The following is an 18,978-nucleotide window of genomic DNA, read 5'->3' as shown; positions in this document are numbered from 1 at the left end:
GGGCCGGCGGGGGTGCTGCCGGTAGACTGGAACAGGCCGTGTTCTCGGCCCCACCGCCCCGGCGCCTTGCAGGCATGACCGCCGCGCCGCGGCGTTCCCTGTTGTGAAAGGCCTTAGCTGCATTGATTACCGTCCAGGATCTCGAACTGCGCGCCGGCGCCCGCCTCCTTATGGACCAGGTGAGCTTCCGGATCGACAAGGGAGACAAGATCGGCCTCGTGGGCCGAAACGGTGCAGGTAAGACCACGCTCACCCGTGTGCTCGCCGGCGAGGGCCTGCCCGCGGCCGGCAAGGTGACCCGCAGCGGCGAGATCGGCTACCTGCCGCAGGACCCCCGCACCCCGGACATGGAGCAGCTGGCCCGCGACCGGATCCTCTCCGCCCGCGGCCTGGACATCGCGGTCGGCAAGCTCCGCGCCGCGCACGAGGAAATGGCCAGCGAGGACCCTGCCGTTCAGCGCAAGGCCATGAACCGCTACGACCGGCTGGAGTCCGAGTTCCTCGCCGCGGGCGGGTACGCCGCCGAGGCCGAGGCCGCCGCGATCTGCTCCAACCTCGCCCTGCCGGACCGGCTGCTGAACCAGCCCCTGAAGACCCTCTCCGGCGGTCAGCGCCGCCGCGTGGAGCTGGCCCGCATCCTGTACTCGGATGCCGAGACCATGCTCCTCGACGAACCGACCAACCACCTCGACGCCGACTCAATCGCCTGGCTCCGGGACTTCCTCAAGAACCACCAGGGAGGCCTGATCGTCATCAGCCACGACACCGAGCTGCTCGAGGCCACGGTGAACAAGGTGTTCCTGCTCGACGCCAACCGCGCGCAGATCGACATCTACAACATGGACTGGAAGCGCTACCTGACCCAGCGCGAGACCGACGAGCGGGCCCGCAAGCGCGAACGCGCCAACGCCGAGAAGAAGGCCCAGGTCCTGATGGACCAGGCCAACAAGATGCGCGCCAAGGCCACCAAGGCCGTCGCCGCGCAGAACATGGCCAAGCGCGCCGAGCGCCTGCTCGGCGGCCTCGAGGCGGTCCGCGAGAACGACCGGGTGGCCGCCCTGCGCTTCCCGGACCCGTCGCCCTGCGGCAAGACCCCGCTCACCGCCGACGGGCTCAGCAAGTCCTACGGCTCGCTGGAGATCTTCACCGACGTCGACCTCGCGATCGACCGCGGTTCCAAGGTGGTCATCCTGGGCCTCAACGGTGCCGGCAAGACCACCCTGCTGCGGATGCTCGCCGGCGTGGACAAGCCGGACACCGGCAAGGTGGTCGCAGGCCACGGCCTCAAGGTGGGCTACTACGCGCAGGAGCACGAGACCCTGGACGTGGACCGCACCGTGCTGCAAAACATGCGCTCCGCGGCGCCGGACATGAACGACTCCGAGGTCCGCGGCATCCTGGGCTCGTTCCTGTTCTCCGGGGACGACGTCGACAAGCCCGCCGGCGTGCTTTCCGGCGGTGAGAAGACCCGCCTGGCGCTGGCCACCATCGTGGCCTCCAGCGCCAACGTGCTTCTCCTCGACGAGCCCACCAACAACCTGGACCCCGCCAGCCGCGGCGAAATCCTGGGCGCCCTGCGCAACTACACCGGCGCCGTCGTCCTGGTCAGCCACGACGAGGGCGCCGTCGAGGCGCTCAACCCGGAGCGGGTCGTCATGCTGCCCGACGGCGTCGAGGACCTCTGGAACGAGGACTACCTGGACCTGATCACGCTGGCGTAGGCTGCCGGCCCCGGTCGCCTTCGCGGCCCGGCTCGCCCGATTTGCCACGAAGGGCCGCTAACCGTCAGGTTTAGCGGCCCTTCGTGGCAAACGGGTGGCACTCGCCGTGGCTGCGGCGTCGGAAGCCATGCCGTCCTTGCTCAGAAGCCCTGGGCGTCGAGGATGGCGTCTTCCTCTTCCTCGGCCGTGGCGTTCTTTCGCTTCCGGGGAGCCGGACGACGGCGGGGCGCATTCGCGGCGGAGTGGTACGCCGCCTCGCCCCGGGCCTCTGCATCCTCGGCGTCTTCGGCGTCGATGGCGGCGTTGCGCGCCTGCTGCCGGGCCGCATAGCCGAAGGCGAAGAACATCAGCACGCCGAACGCGAACCACTGCAGCGAGTAGGACAGGTGGGTGCCCTCGTCCGTGGACGGCTTCGGGAAGCCCAGCGGCATGGTCGCGGCAGCGGGACTCTCGCTGGCCACCTGTCCATACGCGCCGGTCAGCACCGGGTAGCCCAGCTGTCCGGCGTACGTGGGAAGGTCAATGGAGGCCAGCTGCCCCTCCGGGGCGCCGCGCTGCAGGGTCGGCTCCGAGGGCTTGAGCCGGGCGACGACGGTGACGTTGCCTTCGGGCGGCGCCGGCACCGAGTCCGGGCTGCCGGGCGTCTTGTTGCCGATCGGCAGCCAGCCGCGGTCGATCACCACGGTGTCGCCGGAATCGAGCTTCAGCGGGACCACCACCTCGTAGCCGGGCTGGCCGTTGAGCGGCCGATTGCGCACCACCCGCTGGCCGGCGGTGTCATAGACGCCGTGGAGCTCCACCTGGGTCCATTCGCGTTCCGCATCCAGCCGGACGAACTCGTTGCGTACCTCGGTGAACGGCAGCGGGGTGGCCGAGTAGTTCGAGACGACGCGGTTGATCTCGGCCAGCGTCTCGGCCCGGCGGTCCATCTGCCAGCGGCCCAGGAAGACGCACGCCGTGGCGAAGATGGCGGCCAGCAGCAAATAGCCCAGCCACTTGCTGGAAAAGAGAAAGCGGTACATTCAGGCGGCCCCGCCCGGGGTCGCGGGGGACTCGTCAGGCACGAGGGGGAGGGTTTCCTTCCAGAGGCCGCGGGTCCGGAGGTAGTCCTCCAGCCACTCGCGGTGGTCCCCGCACGCCAGCCAGGTTTTGCGCCGGTCGGGGGTGTGAATCTTCGGATTGTTCCAGAGCAGCCGCCACTCTGCTCCGGCACGGCACGCCTTGCGCGAGCAGATGGCGGTTTCCGGCGCGGCGGTCCCGCCGGCCAGGTCGAGGAGGTTCATGAAGCGGCCCGTCTGTGGTCTTCGTCGTCATCGTCGTCGTCGATGATCTCGCCCTGAAGCAGGGTGACCGGCCCGTCGTCGTCGGGCATGTCGCCGAAGGACTCCGCCGGCGGCGGTCCCTCCAGCTGGCCCAGCGGCACGTAGTCGATCAGTGACTCGCTGTGTACCTCCGCCTTGTCGTTGCCGTTGGCGACCACCACCGCGAACCAGGGCAGGAACACGGCCCCGATCACCGGGAGGATTTTGAACCAGCCGTCAACCACAAAGATCAGAACCAGGCAGACCATGCGGATGCCCATGGCCAGGGCATACTTGACCATCCGCGAACGCATCTCTTCCGAGTGGGCGGTGGCGGCGTCGGTGATGCTGTGGACCTCGGTGTCCTCGAAGTCCTCGCCGGGCGTGGTGCCGCCGGGCCGGTTCTTGTTTGTCACAGCTGTCAGATCACGCTCCATAGGCTCACCGTCAATTCTCGCACCATCGGCGGAAGCGCCCAAACGGCTCCGGCACCGGAACACTGGCTAAGATCGAAGGCAGGAAACCCAGCCCCGAGCGGCGCCACTGAGCCGCAGAATCCCGGAGACCACCATGACCGAAGCAAGCTCCACGGGACGCAGCGTCCTCATCACCGGCGGCAACCGCGGCATCGGACTGGCCATCGCCGAGTCCTTCCTCGCCAACGGCGACAAGGTAGCCGTGACCTACCGCAGCGAATCCGCCCTGCCCGAGGGCATCCTGGGCGTCAAGGCGGACGTGACGGATGAGGCCTCCGTCGACGCCGCCTTCGCCGAGGTCGAGGCGGCCCACGGTCCGGTGGAGGTGCTGGTGGCCAACGCCGGCATCACCAAGGACACCCTGCTGATGCGGATGAGCGAGGACGACTTCACCTCCGTCATCGACACCAACCTCACCGGAGCCTTCCGCGTCATCAAGCGCGCCTCCAAGGGCATGATCCGGGCCCGCAAGGGCCGTGTGGTGCTGATCTCCTCCGTCTCGGGCCTCTACGGCGCCCCCGGCCAGATCAACTACTCCGCTTCCAAGGCCGGCCTCGTGGGCATCGCCCGCTCGCTGACCCGCGAACTCGGCGCCCGGGGCATCACCGCCAACGTGGTGGCCCCCGGCTTCATCAACACGGACATGACCGCCGAACTGCCGGAGGCCACCCAGAAGGACTACCTGACCAAGGTTCCCGCCGGCCGCTTCGCCGAGGCGTCCGAGGTGGCCAACGTCGTCCGCTGGATCGCCAGCGACGAGGCCGCCTACATCTCCGGCGCCGTGATCCCGGTCGACGGCGGCCTCGGAATGGGCCACTAGCCTTCTTCGCCGGGCGCGTCCCGGGAGTTTAACGGCGGCGCCGGACCCTGCGGGGACCGGCGCCGCCGTCGGCCTTTTGGCCCTAGCCGCCCAGCCCGCGCCGTCATGTACTGGACGCACAGCCCCCACCACACCGAGGCGGGGCGTGCACCCAGGAGGAAAGATCGTGACCGAACTCAGCAAATGGGCTCCCTCTGACATGCTGGAACCCGTCCGCCGGTTCCTCGACGGTGACCTGTCCATGACGCCGTCCATGAAGGTCGAGCAGTTTCAGGACGGCAACACCCTGGTGGTCCGCGCGGAGGTCCCGGGCATCGACCCGGACAAGGACGTGGACGTCTCGGTCAGCGACGGCATGCTGCACATCCGGGCCGAACGCGAGGAAAAGTCCGAGCACAAGAGCAAGAACGGCTACCGCTCCGAATTCCGCTACGGCTCGTTCTCGCGCAGCGTCGCCCTTCCGGCCGGCGCGAAGGAAGAGGACATTACCGCCACCTACAAGGACGGGGTCCTCGAAGTCCGCGCCCCGGCCCCGGCAACGGCCGCCGCGGAAGCCAGCAAGAAGATCCGGGTGGACCGGGGTTAGGTTTCCAGCGGATTGATCCAACCGGCTGCCCGTCTCCCGGGGCGGGCCGCCGGGCCTTGCCTGCCTCGTCCCCGGCACGCCGTGGACGGACCGCCGGAACTAGGCTGCTCCGGCTTCTTTGTGGGTCCCGTACAACCGCTTTGCCCGGCGTCGCTGGCATGATGGACAGCAGACCCCACGCAATTTGGATGGATGGAACAAAGGAGCTCGAATGGGACTGCTGGAGAACAAGACCGCGATCGTCACCGGTTCGTCGCGCGGCATCGGCGCCGACGTGGCGAAATTCCTGGCCGCCGAGGGCGCCGCCGTGATCGTGAACTATCGCCAGAAGGCACCGCGGGCCAACAAGGTTGTCGCGGAGATCGAGGCCGCCGGCGGCCGGGCCGCCGCGGTCGGAGCGGACCTGACCACCCAGGAAGGCGTCCAGGCCCTGGCCAGCGCCGCCATGGAGAACTTCGGCTCTCTGGACCTGCTGGTCCTCAACGCCTCCGGCGGCATGGAAAGCGGCATGGAGGAGGGCTACGCGCTCAAGCTCAACCGCGACGCCCAGGTCAACATGCTCAACGCCGCCGTGCCGCTGATGCCGGAGGGTTCCCGGGTCGTGTTCGTCACCAGCCACCAGGCCCACTTCATCGACACGGTTCCCACCATGCCCGAGTACGAGCCGGTGGCCCGCAGCAAGCGCGCCGGCGAGGACGCGCTGCGCGAGCTGGTCCCGAGCCTGGCCGACAAGGGCATCTCCCTGGTGGTCGTCTCGGGCGACATGATCGAGGGCACCGTCACCGCCACCCTGCTGGACCGCTCCAACCCCGGCGCCATCGAGGCCCGCCGCGCCGAGGCCGGCAAGCTGTACTCCGTCAACGAATTCGCCGCCGAGGTCGCCAAGATGGCCACCGCCGACGTCGAGAGCGGCCACACCGAGTACGTCGGCGGCTCCGACTACTTCGAAAAGAGCGGCAGCAACTAGCCGATTCTCCACCGCGGAATCTTCCGCGGACACGGCAAAGGCCGGGGCAGGCGCCCCGGCCTTTGCCGTGTGCGGTGTGTCCGGGATCAGAGCCCGGTCAGACCCCCGCGATGTGCCGGACCGTGTCGAGGTAGGGCAGGTCGACGGCGGCATCGGCCGCGGCGCGGACGGCGGGCTTGGCGTTGAACGCCACCCCGATGCCGGCGGCGCCGAGCATGTCCAGGTCGTTGGCGCCGTCGCCGACGGCGATCGTGTGCTCCAGCGGGATGCCCTCCGCCGCCGCCCACTCGCGAAGGTACTTTTCCTTCGCCGCCCGGTCGATGACGTCCCCGAGGACACGGCCGGTGAGGGCGCCGTCGACAATTTCGAGCTCGTTGGCGATCCAGCGGTCCAGCCCCAGGCCGGCCGCCAGCGGTCCGAGGATCTGGTTGAAGCCGCCGGACACCACCGCCACGGCATGACCGGCCGCCTTGAAGGCCGCCACCAGTTCTGCGGCCCCCTCGCTGAGGCTGACCTCGGCGCGGACATCGTCCACAACGGCGGCCGGCAGGCCGGCAAGCACCGCCACCCGGGCGTGGAGGCTCTGGGCGAAGTCCAGCTCGCCGCGCATCGCGGCCTCCGTCACGGCGGTGACCTCCTCGCGCTTACCCGCGTAGGCCGCCAGCAGTTCAATCACTTCCTGCTTGATCAGGGTCGAATCGACGTCCATCAGCAGGAGCTTCCGCGGCGCGCTCCGCAGCCCGTCCGGCACCAGGGCGGTGCCGAAGCCGGCCCCGACGGCGGGGGAGACGGCCTTCCGCAGTCCAGCCAGTGCGGCGTCGGTCAGCGGTTCCGAGGTTGTGCACTCCGCGGTGTGGACCGTGTAGCGGCCGTCGCCGGCGGTGTCCTCGTCGGTGATGGCCAGTCCGGCGGCGGCCAGTGCGCCGCGGACCTGCCGGAGGTCGTCGTCGGACAGGGCGGGGCCGTAACTGACCGCGGTCACGTGGGAAATCATGGCCCCAATCCTATCGAGCGGGCCGGTGCCGCCCCGCATCCATGACGCCGCGAAGGAGCCGCGGTGACGCCCGTCACCGCCAGGGCGCAGCGCCGCCGGGGCACTGGTCAGGCCACGGGGGCGGACCCGGACGGTGGCGCCGGGGGAGGTGCGCCGCTCCGGTTATCAATCGTCAGCTTTTTTGTCCTAGTGTCTACTCCTATGAGTGAAGTTCTTGAATTGGCCGCCGTCAGCGTTGTCCGCGGGGCGAAGACGCTCCTGGACAAGGTGGATTGGCAGGTCAAGGAGGGCGAACGCTGGGTGGTCCTCGGCCCCAACGGCGCCGGTAAGACCACGCTCCTGCAGGTCGCCGCGGCCCGCCTGCACCCCACCTCCGGTAAGGCCGGGATCCTCGACGAGGTCATGGGTGCCGTTGACGTCTTCGAACTGCGGCCCCGGATCGGCCTGTCCTCCGCGGCGCTGGCCAACCAGATCCCCGAACATGAAAAGGTCCTCAACGTCGTCGTGACGGCCGCCTACGGGGTCACCGGCCGCTGGCGCGAGGGCTACGAGAAGGACGACGAGCGCCGCGCCTTCGCCCTGCTCAACGAATGGGGGATGGGCCCGCTGCTCAACCGCCCCTTCGCCTCCCTCTCCGAGGGCGAACGCAAGCGCGTCCAGATCGCGCGCGCCCTGATGACCGATCCCGAACTGCTGCTGCTCGACGAACCGGCCGCCGGCCTGGACCTCGGCGGGCGCGAGGACCTGGTCCAGCGGTTGAGCGAACTCGCTGCGGACGAGGACGCCCCCGCCATCGTCCTGGTGACCCACCACCTCGAAGAGGTGCCGCCGGGCTTCACGCACGCCCTTCTGATCCGCGACGGCGGCATCGTCGCCGCCGGCCCGCTGCGCGAGACGCTCACCGCGGAGAACCTCGGAGAGACCTTCGGCGTCGAGCTGGACGTCACCGAAACCGGGGGCCGCTACACCGCCACCGCCCGCCGCTAAGCGGGGTCCCTGAACGCGCGTGGACCTTCTTGACAGCATCTTTGTCTTCTTCGCCGGCCTCTGGGCCGGGACCATCAACTCCGTGGTGGGCTCCGGCACGCTGGTGACCTTCCCGGTGCTGATCGCCCTCGGCTTCGCTCCGGTCACGGCCTCGATCAGCAACGCCACCGGTCTGGTGGCCGGCAACGCCGCGGGCGCCTGGGGCTACCGCAAGGAACTCGCCGGCCGCCGCAGCCAGCTCATCCGTCTGCTGCCCGCCTCCCTGCTGGGCGGCATCACCGGCGCCTACCTGCTGCTGCACCTTCCCGAGGTGGTCTTCCAGTACGCCGCCCCGGGACTGATCGTCCTGGCCCTGCTCATGGTGGCCTTCCAGCCCCGGTTGCAGCGCTGGGTGCAAAACCGGGAATCGGATCCGGAGACCGCCGCCAGGGACAAGAGGCACAGCGCCCTGCTCGTGGTGCTGGTCTACCTGGCAGGGGTTTACGGCGGCTACTTCGTGGCCGCGCAGGGCATCCTCCTGGTCGGGATCCTCGGCGTCTTCATGGCCGGAACCATCCAGAACGCCAACGCCATGAAGAACATCCTGGTCCTCGGCGTGAACATCGTCGCGGCGGCGTCCTACCTGCTCTTCGCGTTCGACCGGATCAGCTGGCCCGCCGTGGGCCTGATCGCCGTCAGCTCCCTGATCGGGGGGTTCATCGGCTCCAAGGTGGGCCGCCGGCTCCCGCCCGCCGTGCTGCGCGGCGTCATCTTCACCCTGGGCCTGGTGGCCCTCGGGTTCATGATCGCGAAGCTGGTGAACTGAGATGCCCCTGCACCACCTTGAGTCCGCGGACGATCCCCGCGTCGCCGACTACACCCAATTGACCGACGTCCACCTCCGCAAGATCCGCGAACCCGCCGAGGGTCTGTACATCGCCGAGTCCTCCCGTGTGCTCCGCCGGGCCCTCGCCGCCGGCCACCGGCCCCGGTCCTTCTTCCTCGCGGAAAAGTGGCTCGCGGACCTGGCGGACGTGTTCGAGCAGTACCCGGACGTCCCGGTCTACGTCGGCCCGGCCGCCCTGCTGGAGGAGATCACCGGATTCCACCTGCACCGCGGGGCCATGGCCGCCATGCACCGGCCGGCCCCGGTGCCGCTGCCGGAGCTGCTCGCCGGCGCCCGCCGCATCGCCGTGCTCGAAGACATCGTGGACCACACCAACGTCGGCGCCATCTTCCGCTCCGCCGCGGCCCTGGGCCTGGACGCGGTGCTGGTGACGCCGCGCTGCGGGGACCCGCTGTACCGCCGCAGCGTCCGGGTCAGCATGGGCACGGTCTTCCAGGTGCCCTGGGCGCGGCTGGAGAACTGGCCCGCGGACCTTGCCGTCCTCCGGGACCACGGCTTCACCGTGGCCGCCATGGAGCTCACCGACGACGCCGTCGACGTCGACGAGCTCGCCGCACGCAACCCGGAGAAGCTGGCGCTGGTCCTCGGTACCGAGGGCGCCGGGATGAGCCCGGAGACCCTCGCCGCCGTCGACCTCGCGGTCAAGATCCCGATGCGTCCAGGCGTGGACTCGCTCAACGTCGCCGCGGCCTCCGCCGTCGCGTTCTGGGAACTCCGCTCCCGCTGAGGCGGCGCCCTGGCCTGCGCACGTATCTGGCGCCGGCACCTGCGGCCCCGCGTTCGCGGGAGGCCCGTGACTGCGGTATCATTGACAGCTGGCCGTGCCGTGTGATCGGCACGCCAACTCCAACTCATACCTGGCAGCTGGCAAAATCCAGTTGCGCGAACAAAGGTCCAATTATGCAGGCAGATATCCACCCGAAGTACGAAGCTGTTGTTTTCAACGACCTGGCTTCCGGCGTCAAGTTCCTGACCAAGTCCACCGTGTCTTCCTCGAAGACCATCGAGTGGGAAGACGGCAACACCTACCCGGTCATCGACGTCGAAATCTCCTCCGAGTCCCACCCGTTCTACACGGGTAAGCAGCGCATCATGGACTCCGCAGGCCGCGTCGAGCGCTTCAACGCTCGCTTCAAGGGGTTCGGCGGCAAGAAGTAATTCTGCTCCAAAGTCTTGGGAGGCCCGCACCGGCAACGGTGCGGGCCTTTCGCGTTAACCGCCGTCACGCCCCGCACCCGCGTGCGTGGCAGGATTGAGGGTATGACTTCCTCCTCTTCCACCCCCGCAACGGCAGACGGAAACGGCGACGGCGGCCGCCGCCACGGCGAATACAAGGTCCCCGGCGGCAAGCTGGTGGTCGCCGACCTCGTGGTGGACAACGGCGTGCTCAGCCACGTTTCCATCAGCGGCGATTTCTTCCTCGAGCCCGACGAGGCGCTGCCGGAGATCAACCGGGCCCTCACCGGGCTCCCTGCCGACAGCCCGGCGGCCGACCTCGCCGCCGCCGTCACCGCGGCACTGCCCGAGGGCACCGTGCTGTTCGGCCTGTCCGCCGAGGCCGTCGCGATCGCCGTGCGCAGGGCCCTTGCCAAGGCCACTGGCTGGGGCGACCACCACTGGAACGTCATCGCCCCCACGGTGCTGCCCACCCACGTGAACGTTGCCCTGGACGAGGTCCTCACCGAAGAGGTCGGTGCCGGGCGCCGCAACCCCACCCTGCGGTTCTGGGACTGGGAGGAGCCCTCCGTGGTGATCGGCAGCTTCCAGTCGGTCCGCAACGAGGTCCAGCCCGAGGGCGTCAGCCGGCACGGCATCAGCGTCGTCCGGCGGATCAGCGGCGGCGGCGCCATGTTCATGGAGGCCGGCAACTGCATCACCTACTCGCTCTACCTGCCGCAGACGCTGGTGGACGGGCTGAGCTTCGCCGACTCCTACGGCTTCCTGGACGCCTGGGTCCTCGCCGCCCTGGAAAAGGTGGGCATCAACGCCTTCTACGTCCCGCTCAACGACATCGCCACGGACCAGGGCAAGATCGGCGGCGCCGCGCAGAAACGGCTCGCCAACGGCGGCATGCTGCACCACGTGACCATGAGCTACGACATCGACGCCGACAAGATGGTCGAGGTGCTCCGGATCGGCAAGGAGAAGCTCTCGGACAAGGGCACCACCAGCGCCAAGAAGCGCGTGGACCCGCTGCGCCGCCAGACCGGCCTGAGCCGGGCCGACATCGTGGCGGCGATGATCGAGGTGTTCACCGACCGGTACGGCGCGACGCCGGCCGAGCTTACCGACGTCGAACTCGACGCCGCGCGGGCGCGGGTGGAGGCCAAGTTCGCCACCGAGGAGTGGCTGCACCGGGTCCCGTAGCTCGCACCCGTAGTGCCGCTTGCTGCTAGCCGGCGGCCTGCGCGGTGAGCGCCCGCAGCAGGTGGCTGCGCTGCTCGATGACGATCCGTCGGAGGGCCCGCGGCGCGTCCGCGTGTTCGGTGAGCCAGCGGTCCGTCCTGACCACCACCGGGTGCTCTGCCGGGGCGTGGCCGCTGAGATCCTGCCCCGCCGGGTACAGCCCGCGGACGATCCTGCTGGCGATTTCGATGCTGCGGCTGCCCCAGACCCGCTCCAGCGCCTCAAAGTAGGGCTCCACGAAGCCGGCCAGCAATTCCGCGCGCGCCGTGGTGAAGCCGGCGATCGTGGCGCTGAGCTGCTGGTTGGACAGGTCCGTGCCGTTGACAGCGGCCTCCCACGCCTTGGCCTTGACCTGCGGGTCGGGCCGTGCGGCCAGGGCCGTGGCGTGTCCCGAACGGCCGGAGGCGGTGTTGTCGCGGGAGAGTTCGGCGTCGAGCTCGTGCGGGTCGGCCTGGCCGTTGGCGGCGAGGGCGTGCCAGAGGTTCCAGCGGAGTTCGGCGTCGACCGCCAGCCCCTCAATCACGGTACTGCCGTCCAGCAGGCCGCGCAGCAGGGGCAGGCGGCTGCCGTCGTGGCGGCTGGCCGCGGCAACGGTGCGGGCCCAGGCCAGCTGCTGGTCCGAGCCGGGGCCGGCCTGCTCGAGCTGGGCGACGGCGGCGTCCAGGAAGGTGCGGCGCACGGCGTCCCGTTCCGCGGCGGGGACGTAGCGTTCGACGGCGGTGGCGGCGTTGCCCAGAATCGCGAGCAGCACGCCGATGCCGGTTTCCGCGGGACCGAACCGCTGCACCGCTGCCACGTAGTCCGCGGCGGGCGTGACGGCGTCCCGGGCCGAGTCCCAGAGCGCGGTCCAGCAGAGCGCGCGGGCCATCGGGTCGGTGATGCGGTCCAGGGATTCCCGGACCGTGGCTTCGGACAACGGATCCAGCCGGACCTTGGCGTAGCTGAGGTCCTCGTCGTTGACCAGTAGCAGCTCCGGCCGGGGCTTTCCGGTGAGGTCCGGAATGGCGGTGTGTCCGCCGTCGACGTCGGTCTCCACGCTGTCGGTGCGGACCAGGGCGCCGTCCGCATCGCGGTTGTAGAGGCCGATCCGCAGCCGGTGCGGGCGGGGTTCGGGGGAGCCGGTCACCGGGTCGGTGGCGTCCTGTCGCACGCCCACGGCGGTCAGCATCCCGTCCTCGTCGGTGATCTCGGGCGTGAGAGTGGAGATCCCGGAGGTCTGCAGCCACTGCCGGGCCCAGGGGCCCAGGTCCCGGCCGGAGGCGGCGCTGAGCGCGGCCAACAGGTCGGCCAGGGTGGTGTTGCCGAACTCGTGGTCGCGGAAGTAGCGGCGTGAGCCGGCGATGAAGTCCTCGAACCCCACATAGGCCACCAGCTGCTTGAGGACCGAGGCGCCCTTGGCGTAGGTGATGCCGTCGAAGTTTTGCTTGGCGGCCTCCAGATCCGGGATGTCCGCCACGATCGGGTGGGTGGTGGGCAGCTGGTCCTGGACATAGGCCCACGCCTTGCGGTTGTTGGCGAAGTTCACCCAGGCGGTGTCCCAGTCCGTGGTCCGGTCCACGCCCAGGGTGCCCATGTAGTCGGCGAAGGATTCCTTGAGCCAGAGGTCGTTCCACCACTGCATCGTGACCAGGTCGCCGAACCACATATGCGCCATCTCGTGCAAGAGGGTGTTGGCCCGGCCCTGGTACTGCGAATCCGTGGCCCGGGAGGTGAAGACGTAGCTCTCGGTGAAGGTCACCAGGCCCGGGTTTTCCATCGCCCCGAGGTTGTATTCGGGGACGAACGCCTGGTCGTATTTGCCCCACGGGTAGGGGTAGTCGAAGAGCCGGTTGAAGAAGTCCAGGCCGTTGCCCGTGAGCCGGAACAGCTCGTCGGTGTCGAAGGATGGAGCCATCGACGCCCGGCAGTACAGGGCCAGTGGCACCTCCAGGGCCGTCCCGTCGGAGAGGGTGCCCTGCCAGCTGCTGTCCGCGCGGAAGTAGGGGCCGGCGAGGACGCTGGTGATGTAGGTGGACACCGGCTTGGTCGGGGCGAAGTCCCAGCGGCTGGTCGCCGGGTCGCTGGTGAGCTGGGTGCGGGCGGCCTCGACGCCGTTGGAGGCGACCTGCCAGCCGGACGGCGCCATCACATGGAAGGTGAACTCGGCCTTGAGGTCCGGCTGTTCGAAGTTGGCGAAGACCCGGCGGGCATCGGCCGGCTCGTACTGGGTATACAGGTAGCACTGGCCGTCGGCGGGGTCGAAGAACCGATGCATGCCTTCCCCGGAGGTGCTGTACAGCGCCGTGCCCGTGACGGTCACCTGGTTCTCGGCCTGCAGGTTGTCCAGCCGGATCCGGGAGCCGTCGACGACGTCGGCCACGGGCAGGCCCTTGCCGTTGAGGAACACGCTGTGCACCTCGGAGCTGATGAAGTCCAGGAAGGTGCTGGACCCGGGTTCGGCGGCGGCGAAGGTGATGACGCTGCGGCTGGGGTAGCCGGCCACCGTGGGGTCCGCGGCCTGCCGGACATCGAGGGACACATCGTAGCTGTGCGTGGTGATCAGGGCCGAGCGGGCGGCCGCTTCTTCACGGGTCAAATTCTGGTTGGACACGCTGCTATCTAATCACGCAGGCGCCCCGCGCAGCTCAGTGCCCGGGCAGCATCAGGACCGCCGCGCCGAGGCCGAGGGCGGCGATCAGCAGCCACGCCGCGAGGGCCGCCAGCAGCGCCCGGGTGCCGGTCCGCAGCAGTTCGCGGACCCGGACGGCGGACCCCAGCCCGAACAGGGCCATGCCCAGCAGGATGTCCTGCAGCAGGGCGGCCGCCTCGAGCACGCCCGCTGGCAGCACCCCGGTGGAGCGGAGCGCGGCCATCGCGACGAACCCCAGCACGAACAAGGGCACCACCGGAGGCATGGTCCCGCCGGAATCGTCGCGGAGCCGGTGGTGCAGCCCGGCGACGGCCACCATCGGGGCCAGCAGCAGCACCCGGGTCAGCTTCACGATCACCGCCACCGCCAGGGCCGCAGCGCCCGCGGTCTGCGCGGTGGCCACCACCTGGCCGACGTCGTGCACGGATGCCCCCACCCAGGCGCCGAAGAGCTGCGGGCCCAGTTCCAGCGGGCCGGTGAGCAGCGGCAGGATACCGATGGCGAGGGTGCCGCAGAGCGTCACCAGGGCCACGGGCAACACCGTGTCCTGCTGCCGGATACGGCGGACCGCGGCCATGGCCCCGATCGCGGAGGCGCCGCAGATCGCGAAGCCGGTGGCGATGAGCAGCGACACGGTCGGGGGCAGCCGGAAGAGCCGGCCGATGCCGTAGGTGCCGGCGAAGGAGACCAGGACGACGCCGGTGATCAGCAGCAGCGCGGGCCAGCCGAGGCCGAGGACGTCCACCACGCTGACCTTGAGGCCCAGGACCACGATGCCGCTGCGCATCAGGTGCTTCCCGGCGAACCCCAGTCCGGCCCGGCCCGGGCCGGATGTCCAGGCGGAGACGCCCGGGAGGTTCGCGGCGAGCAGGCCGAGCACGACGGCGACCGTCATCGCGGGCAGCGCGGGCACCAGCGCGTGGACGGCCAGGGCGGCAGCGACGGCGCCGGCGCAGGCCAGCAGCCCGGGAAGCAGCGGCGGCAGGCCGCGCAGGGAAGCGGTGAAAGGGTGAAGGTCTCGGGGCACGGGTCCACTGTGCCGCATCGGGCCCGGAATCCCCATTTCGGCGGGAAAACCCTGCCCGCCAGGCCACCGGATCGGCCGCCGTCACCCGGTCCGGAGCTGGCGTGAGCTGTACCACGGCACCGCGTGGGCTGCAACACGCCAAAAGGGGTGCGCCGATATGAAATTGGGACCAAAAAATGGTTGGCTAGTGGGCATGTCTGACCTTTTTCAGGATTACTCCGAGGCCGCCGGCCGAAGCGGGGCGTACGACGAGATGTTCGCGCCCGGCCAGCAGGCCCGCCGTTCCTACGGCCAGGTGGCCGGGGCGCTCCGCGAACTCTCCCTCGCCGACGTCACCGCCCGCGCCGATTCGATGGCCCGCACCTTCCTGGACCGCGGCGTCACCTTCGACTTCGCGGGGGAGGAGCGGCCGTTCCCGCTGGACATCGTGCCGCGCGTCATCCCGGCGGACGAGTGGACCGTCCTGGAACGCGGTGTGGCCCAGCGGGTCAAGGCGCTCGAGGCGTTCCTGAATGACGTCTACGACAAGATGGCCGTCGTCTCCGACGGCGTCATCCCGCGGCAGCTCGTCACCACCAGCGCGCACTTTCACCGCCAGGTCCACGGCTTCGAGCCCGCCGGCGGCGTCCGCGTGCATATCTCCGGCATCGACGTCATCCGTGACGAGGCCGGAACCTTCCGCGTCCTGGAGGACAACGTCCGCGTCCCCTCCGGCGTCAGCTACGTCCTCGAAAACCGCCGCGCCATGGCCAAGGGCCTGCCCGAGGCCTTCGGCCAGCAGCGCGTCCGCCCGGTCGAGGAATACCCCCGCCGGCTGCTTTCGGCCCTGCGCAAGACCGCGCCCTCCGGCGTCGACGACCCCACCGTCGTGGTCCTGACCCCGGGCGTCTTCAACAGCGCCTACTTCGAACACACCCTGCTGGCCGGCCTGATGGGCGTGGAGCTGGTGGAGGGCCGCGACCTGATCTGCCGCGGCAACCGCGTCTACATGCGCACCACCGCCGGTGAGCAGCGCGTGGACGTGATCTACAAGCGCATCGACGACGAGTTCCTCGACCCGCTGCAGTTCCGCTCCGACTCCATGCTCGGCTGCCCCGGCCTGGTCAACGCCGCCCGGGCAGGCGGTGTCACCATCGCCAACGCCGTGGGCAACGGCGTCGCCGACGACAAGCTGGTCTACAGCTACGTCCCGGACCTGATCCGCTACTACCTCAACGAGGAACCGGTGATCGCGAACGTGGACACCTTCCGGCTGGAGGAGAAGGAAGCCCGCGAACACGTCCTGGACCGGCTGGATGAACTGGTGGTCAAGCCGGTGGACGGTTCCGGCGGCAAGGGCCTGGTGATCGGACCCGACGCCTCCCGCGAGGAGCTGGACGCCCTGCGCAAGCGGATCATCACGGACCCGCGCGGCTGGATCGCACAACCGGTGCTGCAGCTTTCCACCGTCCCCACCCTCAGCGGCGACAAGTTCGGCCCCCGGCACGTGGACCTGCGCCCCTTCGCGGTCAACGACGGCGACGACGTCTGGGTGCTCCCCGGCGGCCTGACCCGGGTGGCGCTGAAGGAGGGCTCACTGATCGTGAACTCCAGCCAGGGCGGCGGGTCCAAGGACACCTGGGTGCTGGCCGATTCGGCGCAGGTGCCCGTGGAGGTCATCCCGAAGCCGGCCATCGCCATCCGCGAGCGGGTCTCGGTCTGGCCGGTGGAAAGCAACTGGCGCGACAGCCAGAAGGAACAGCAACAGCAGCAAATGGCCGAGGCCCAGGAGGTACCCGAACATGCTTAGCCGGATCGCGGAATCATTGTTCTGGATCGGCCGCTATGTGGAGCGGGCCGACGGCACCGCGCGCATTCTGGACGTCCACCTGGAGCGCCTGAACCACCTGCCGATGGAGGAACAGCGCAGCGTCGCCCGGGAGCTGCTGGCCGTGATGGGCGCCCGCCCCCAGTCCGAGGACTTCGGCCTGGACGAGCTGCTGCACGACCTGGCCTACGACAAGCACAGTGCCACCTCCATCGCCGGATCGCTCGGCGCCGCCCGGGAGAACGCGCGCCGCGCCCGGGAAACCGTCTCCTCCGGCCTCTGGGAGAGCCTGAACACCACCTACTACGGGCTGAACCAGCACCGCAAGGACGTGGTAGGCACCTACCGGTTCTGCAACTGGGTGCTGGAGCGGACCGCCATGGTCAGCGGCCTCGCCGACACCACCGTCAGCCACGACGAAAGCTGGCTTTTCCTGGTCCTCGGCCGGTCGCTGGAGCGCGCCGACATGACCGCCCGCATGCTCTCCACCCGCGACGTGCTCTCCGCCGGCATGTCATGGGTGAACATGCTCCGCTGCGCCGGGGCCTACGAATCCTTCCTCCGCACCCGCCGGGCGGCCTTCGGCGACCAGCACGCGGCCGAGTTCCTGCTGCTGGACCGGCTCTTCCCGCGCTCGATCGTGTACGCGCTGCGCGACGCGGACGATTGCCTGGCCAAGCTGGACCCGTCGGCCCAGCGCGTGGGCTTCATCAACGATGCCCGCCGGATCGTGGGCCAGGCCCGCACCTTCCTCGAGTTCCACCGGACCGATGACCTGATGTCCGAGCTGCCCGAGCACATGGAGCGCGTGCAGAAGGCCGTCTCGCAGGCCTCGGACGCCATTTCCCGTAAGTACTTCAATCAGGCAGACGAACTGGCCTGGGTGGGAGAAGTTTCATGACCCGGCTGAGCATCACGCACCGGACCGCGTACAAGTACAACAAGCGCGTCACCCTCTCCTACAACGAGGCCCGGATGACGCCGCTGACGGACCCCCAGCAGGTGGTCCTGGAGTCCTCCATGAAGGTCTCACCCTCGCAGGCAGCGCTCAGCAGCTACCGGGACTACTGGGGCACCCGGGTCACGGCGTTCGACATGCAGATGCCGCACGAGCACCTCGAGGTCCTCTCCACCACCACCGTGGAGGTGCACCGGGTGGAGCGGATCCCTTCGGAGGCCGACATCGTGGGCTGGGACGTGCTCACCGCCCCGGAGACGCTGGACCAGTTCAGCGACTGGATCCCGCAGTCGCAGCTGACCGGTCCCGGCGCCGAGGTCCTGGAGATCGTCCCCGGCGTCGTCGCCGGCCGCAATCCGCACGAGGCGGCCATGGCCGTCTTCGAGTGGATGCGCGGGGAGATGACCTACATGAAGGGTTCCACCGGCGTCACCACCAACGCGGAGCAGGCCTGGAACCAGCGCCAGGGCGTCTGCCAGGACCTGGCCCACCTGGCCATCGGCGCGCTGCGCAGCTGCGGGATCCCCGCCCGCTACGTCTCGGGTTACCTGCACCCGCGCTCGACGGCGGCCATCGGCGAGACCGTCGCCGGCCAGTCGCACGCGTGGCTGGAGTGGTGGGACGGCGAGTGGCGCAGCTGGGACCCGACGAACCACAAGCCTGCCGGGGATTTCCACGTCACCGTGGCCCGCGGCCGGGACTACCGGGACGTGCCCCCGCTGAAGGGCATCCTCTCCGGCGGCGGCGGTTCGGCACTGTCCGTGACGGTGGAGATCACCCGCCTGGCCTGAGCAGGCACCGGATAGGGCAACGCCGTCCGGCTACTCCAGGCCGGAGCGGGTGGCGTCGTCCAGCGGCGTCCACCAGGTCAGGGGCGGCACGATCTTGAAGCGGCGTCCGGTCACGGAATCCGGGGTGATCCGGACGAAGTGTTCCTTCTTTCCCGCCTGCCACGGGAAGAGGAGCAGGCCCACGGTGTCCAGCACTTCCTCCTGGTTTTTCACCGGGGCGGCCTGGCCCTTGACCACCACGCTCCACGCGATCCCGGTGTCCGCGTCCACGCCGTCGGCCTCCACCGCCACCGGAGTGTCGCCCGTGGCGGCCTGGAGCTTGGTGCCGTCAGCGGTGCGGAACACCAGGGTGCCGTGGTCCACCTTGTAGTTGATCGGGAAGATATCCGGATGGTCATCCACCCAGACCGCCATCCGGCCGACGCTGACGCTGCGCAGCAGCCGCCAGCATTCGTGGTTGTCCAGGTTTTCAACGGCATGCGGTCCTGATGCGGCGTCCTTTTTGTCCACGGGGTGCCCTGTCTGCTGCGGGTCAGTGCTCATGGCGGCGAGCTTATGCCAGAGGGCCCGCCGCGATCTAGGGACCAACGTCCCGCCGGGCCGCAATTGGGGTGCTTCGGCT

General features: G+C 69.5%; 19 protein-coding genes. 12 read left to right on the top strand and 7 right to left on the bottom strand.

Annotation, left to right across the window (positions count from 1 at the left end; genetic code table 11):
• Positions 1–122: 122 nt before the first annotated feature.
• On the top strand, positions 123–1,721 hold the full coding sequence (locus tag ACFUCU_RS03055) for an ABC-F family ATP-binding cassette domain-containing protein (protein ID WP_290258902.1): 1,599 nt from the start codon (positions 123–125) through the stop codon (positions 1,719–1,721).
• Between the two features lie 140 nt (positions 1,722–1,861).
• Here the strand turns inward: ACFUCU_RS03055 and ACFUCU_RS03050 are convergent, their stop codons facing one another.
• From ACFUCU_RS03050 to ACFUCU_RS03040, 3 genes are read right to left on the bottom strand one after another with little or no spacing between them, the layout of a single operon-like run.
• Positions 1,862–2,743 carry an SURF1 family protein gene (locus ACFUCU_RS03050; RefSeq protein WP_377970572.1) on the bottom strand — a complete coding sequence of 294 codons (882 nt, stop codon included), beginning with the start codon at positions 2,741–2,743 and terminating at the stop codon, positions 1,862–1,864.
• Positions 2,744–3,004: a hypothetical protein gene (locus ACFUCU_RS03045; protein ID WP_377970571.1), complete on the bottom strand. Its 261-nt coding sequence runs from the start codon at positions 3,002–3,004 to the stop codon at positions 2,744–2,746.
• Positions 3,001–3,459 (bottom strand): DUF3099 domain-containing protein, encoded by a 459-nt coding sequence (locus ACFUCU_RS03040; protein ID WP_290258899.1) that lies wholly within the window; start codon positions 3,457–3,459, stop codon positions 3,001–3,003. Before ACFUCU_RS03040 ends, ACFUCU_RS03045 begins: the two co-directional genes overlap by 4 nt.
• Positions 3,460–3,592: 133 nt before the next feature.
• Between ACFUCU_RS03040 and ACFUCU_RS03035 the strand changes: the two genes are divergently transcribed.
• From ACFUCU_RS03035 to ACFUCU_RS03025, 3 genes are all read left to right on the top strand, one after another.
• Positions 3,593–4,318 (top strand): beta-ketoacyl-ACP reductase, encoded by a 726-nt coding sequence (locus ACFUCU_RS03035; RefSeq protein WP_290258898.1) that lies wholly within the window; start codon positions 3,593–3,595, stop codon positions 4,316–4,318.
• A 166-nt stretch (positions 4,319–4,484) separates the two neighbouring features.
• Entirely contained in the window at positions 4,485–4,904 is a 420-nt protein-coding gene (locus ACFUCU_RS03030) for an Hsp20/alpha crystallin family protein (protein ID WP_290258897.1), read from the top strand.
• Positions 4,905–5,115: 211 nt separating this feature from the next.
• Positions 5,116–5,871 carry an SDR family oxidoreductase gene (locus ACFUCU_RS03025; RefSeq protein ID WP_377970570.1) on the top strand — a complete coding sequence of 252 codons (756 nt, stop codon included), beginning with the start codon at positions 5,116–5,118 and terminating at the stop codon, positions 5,869–5,871.
• Between the two features lie 97 nt (positions 5,872–5,968).
• Here ACFUCU_RS03025 and serB read toward each other — a convergent pair whose 3' ends face one another.
• A complete protein-coding gene (gene serB / locus ACFUCU_RS03020) occupies positions 5,969–6,865 on the bottom strand; it encodes a phosphoserine phosphatase SerB (protein WP_377970569.1) in 897 nt (298 codons plus the stop codon).
• 201 nt (positions 6,866–7,066) lie between these two features.
• Here serB and ACFUCU_RS03015 point away from each other — a divergent pair, with 201 nt between their 5' ends.
• The 5 genes from ACFUCU_RS03015 (at position 7,067) to ACFUCU_RS02995 (ending at position 11,105) form a co-directional block, all read left to right on the top strand.
• The gene (locus tag ACFUCU_RS03015; protein ID WP_364137387.1) at positions 7,067–7,852 is read left to right on the top strand and encodes an ABC transporter ATP-binding protein; all 786 of its coding nucleotides are present in this window, start codon (positions 7,067–7,069) and stop codon (positions 7,850–7,852) included.
• 19 nt (positions 7,853–7,871) lie between these two features.
• Entirely contained in the window at positions 7,872–8,657 is a 786-nt protein-coding gene (locus tag ACFUCU_RS03010; RefSeq protein ID WP_377970568.1) for a sulfite exporter TauE/SafE family protein, read from the top strand.
• Position 8,658: 1 nt separating this feature from the next.
• Positions 8,659–9,465 carry a TrmH family RNA methyltransferase gene (locus ACFUCU_RS03005; protein WP_377970567.1) on the top strand — a complete coding sequence of 269 codons (807 nt, stop codon included), beginning with the start codon at positions 8,659–8,661 and terminating at the stop codon, positions 9,463–9,465.
• Between the two features lie 173 nt (positions 9,466–9,638).
• On the top strand, positions 9,639–9,896 hold the full coding sequence (locus ACFUCU_RS03000) for a type B 50S ribosomal protein L31 (protein ID WP_290258891.1): 258 nt from the start codon (positions 9,639–9,641) through the stop codon (positions 9,894–9,896).
• A gap of 102 nt (positions 9,897–9,998) precedes the next feature.
• Positions 9,999–11,105 carry a biotin/lipoate A/B protein ligase family protein gene (locus ACFUCU_RS02995; RefSeq protein WP_377970566.1) on the top strand — a complete coding sequence of 369 codons (1,107 nt, stop codon included), beginning with the start codon at positions 9,999–10,001 and terminating at the stop codon, positions 11,103–11,105.
• A 25-nt stretch (positions 11,106–11,130) separates the two neighbouring features.
• Here ACFUCU_RS02995 and pepN read toward each other — a convergent pair whose 3' ends face one another.
• Entirely contained in the window at positions 11,131–13,734 is a 2,604-nt protein-coding gene (gene pepN / locus ACFUCU_RS02990; RefSeq protein ID WP_377970565.1) for an aminopeptidase N, read from the bottom strand.
• Between the two features lie 34 nt (positions 13,735–13,768).
• Positions 13,769–14,818, bottom strand: coding sequence for a YeiH family protein (locus ACFUCU_RS02985; RefSeq protein WP_377970563.1), 1,050 nt, complete (start codon positions 14,816–14,818; stop codon positions 13,769–13,771).
• A 175-nt stretch (positions 14,819–14,993) separates the two neighbouring features.
• Between ACFUCU_RS02985 and ACFUCU_RS02980 the strand changes: the two genes are divergently transcribed.
• From ACFUCU_RS02980 to ACFUCU_RS02970, 3 genes are read left to right on the top strand one after another with little or no spacing between them, the layout of a single operon-like run.
• Positions 14,994–16,589, top strand: a complete 1,596-nt coding sequence (locus tag ACFUCU_RS02980) for a circularly permuted type 2 ATP-grasp protein (protein WP_290258887.1) — start codon at positions 14,994–14,996, stop codon at positions 16,587–16,589.
• Positions 16,582–17,508, top strand: coding sequence for an alpha-E domain-containing protein (locus ACFUCU_RS02975; RefSeq protein ID WP_290258886.1), 927 nt, complete (start codon positions 16,582–16,584; stop codon positions 17,506–17,508). Before ACFUCU_RS02980 ends, ACFUCU_RS02975 begins: the two co-directional genes overlap by 8 nt.
• Positions 17,505–18,356 carry a transglutaminase N-terminal domain-containing protein gene (locus tag ACFUCU_RS02970; RefSeq protein ID WP_377970561.1) on the top strand — a complete coding sequence of 284 codons (852 nt, stop codon included), beginning with the start codon at positions 17,505–17,507 and terminating at the stop codon, positions 18,354–18,356. Before ACFUCU_RS02975 ends, ACFUCU_RS02970 begins: the two co-directional genes overlap by 4 nt.
• A gap of 30 nt (positions 18,357–18,386) precedes the next feature.
• Here the strand turns inward: ACFUCU_RS02970 and ACFUCU_RS02965 are convergent, their stop codons facing one another.
• Positions 18,387–18,899: a pyridoxamine 5'-phosphate oxidase family protein gene (locus ACFUCU_RS02965; protein ID WP_364137370.1), complete on the bottom strand. Its 513-nt coding sequence runs from the start codon at positions 18,897–18,899 to the stop codon at positions 18,387–18,389.
• Positions 18,900–18,978 lie beyond the last annotated feature (79 nt).

It is taken from the genome of Arthrobacter sp. NPDC057259, assembly GCF_042668995.1.
GTDB lineage: Bacteria > Actinomycetota > Actinomycetes > Actinomycetales > Micrococcaceae > Arthrobacter.
The sequence above is the reverse complement of the archived record's forward strand: the minus strand, read 5'-3'. Positions and strand labels throughout refer to the sequence as shown.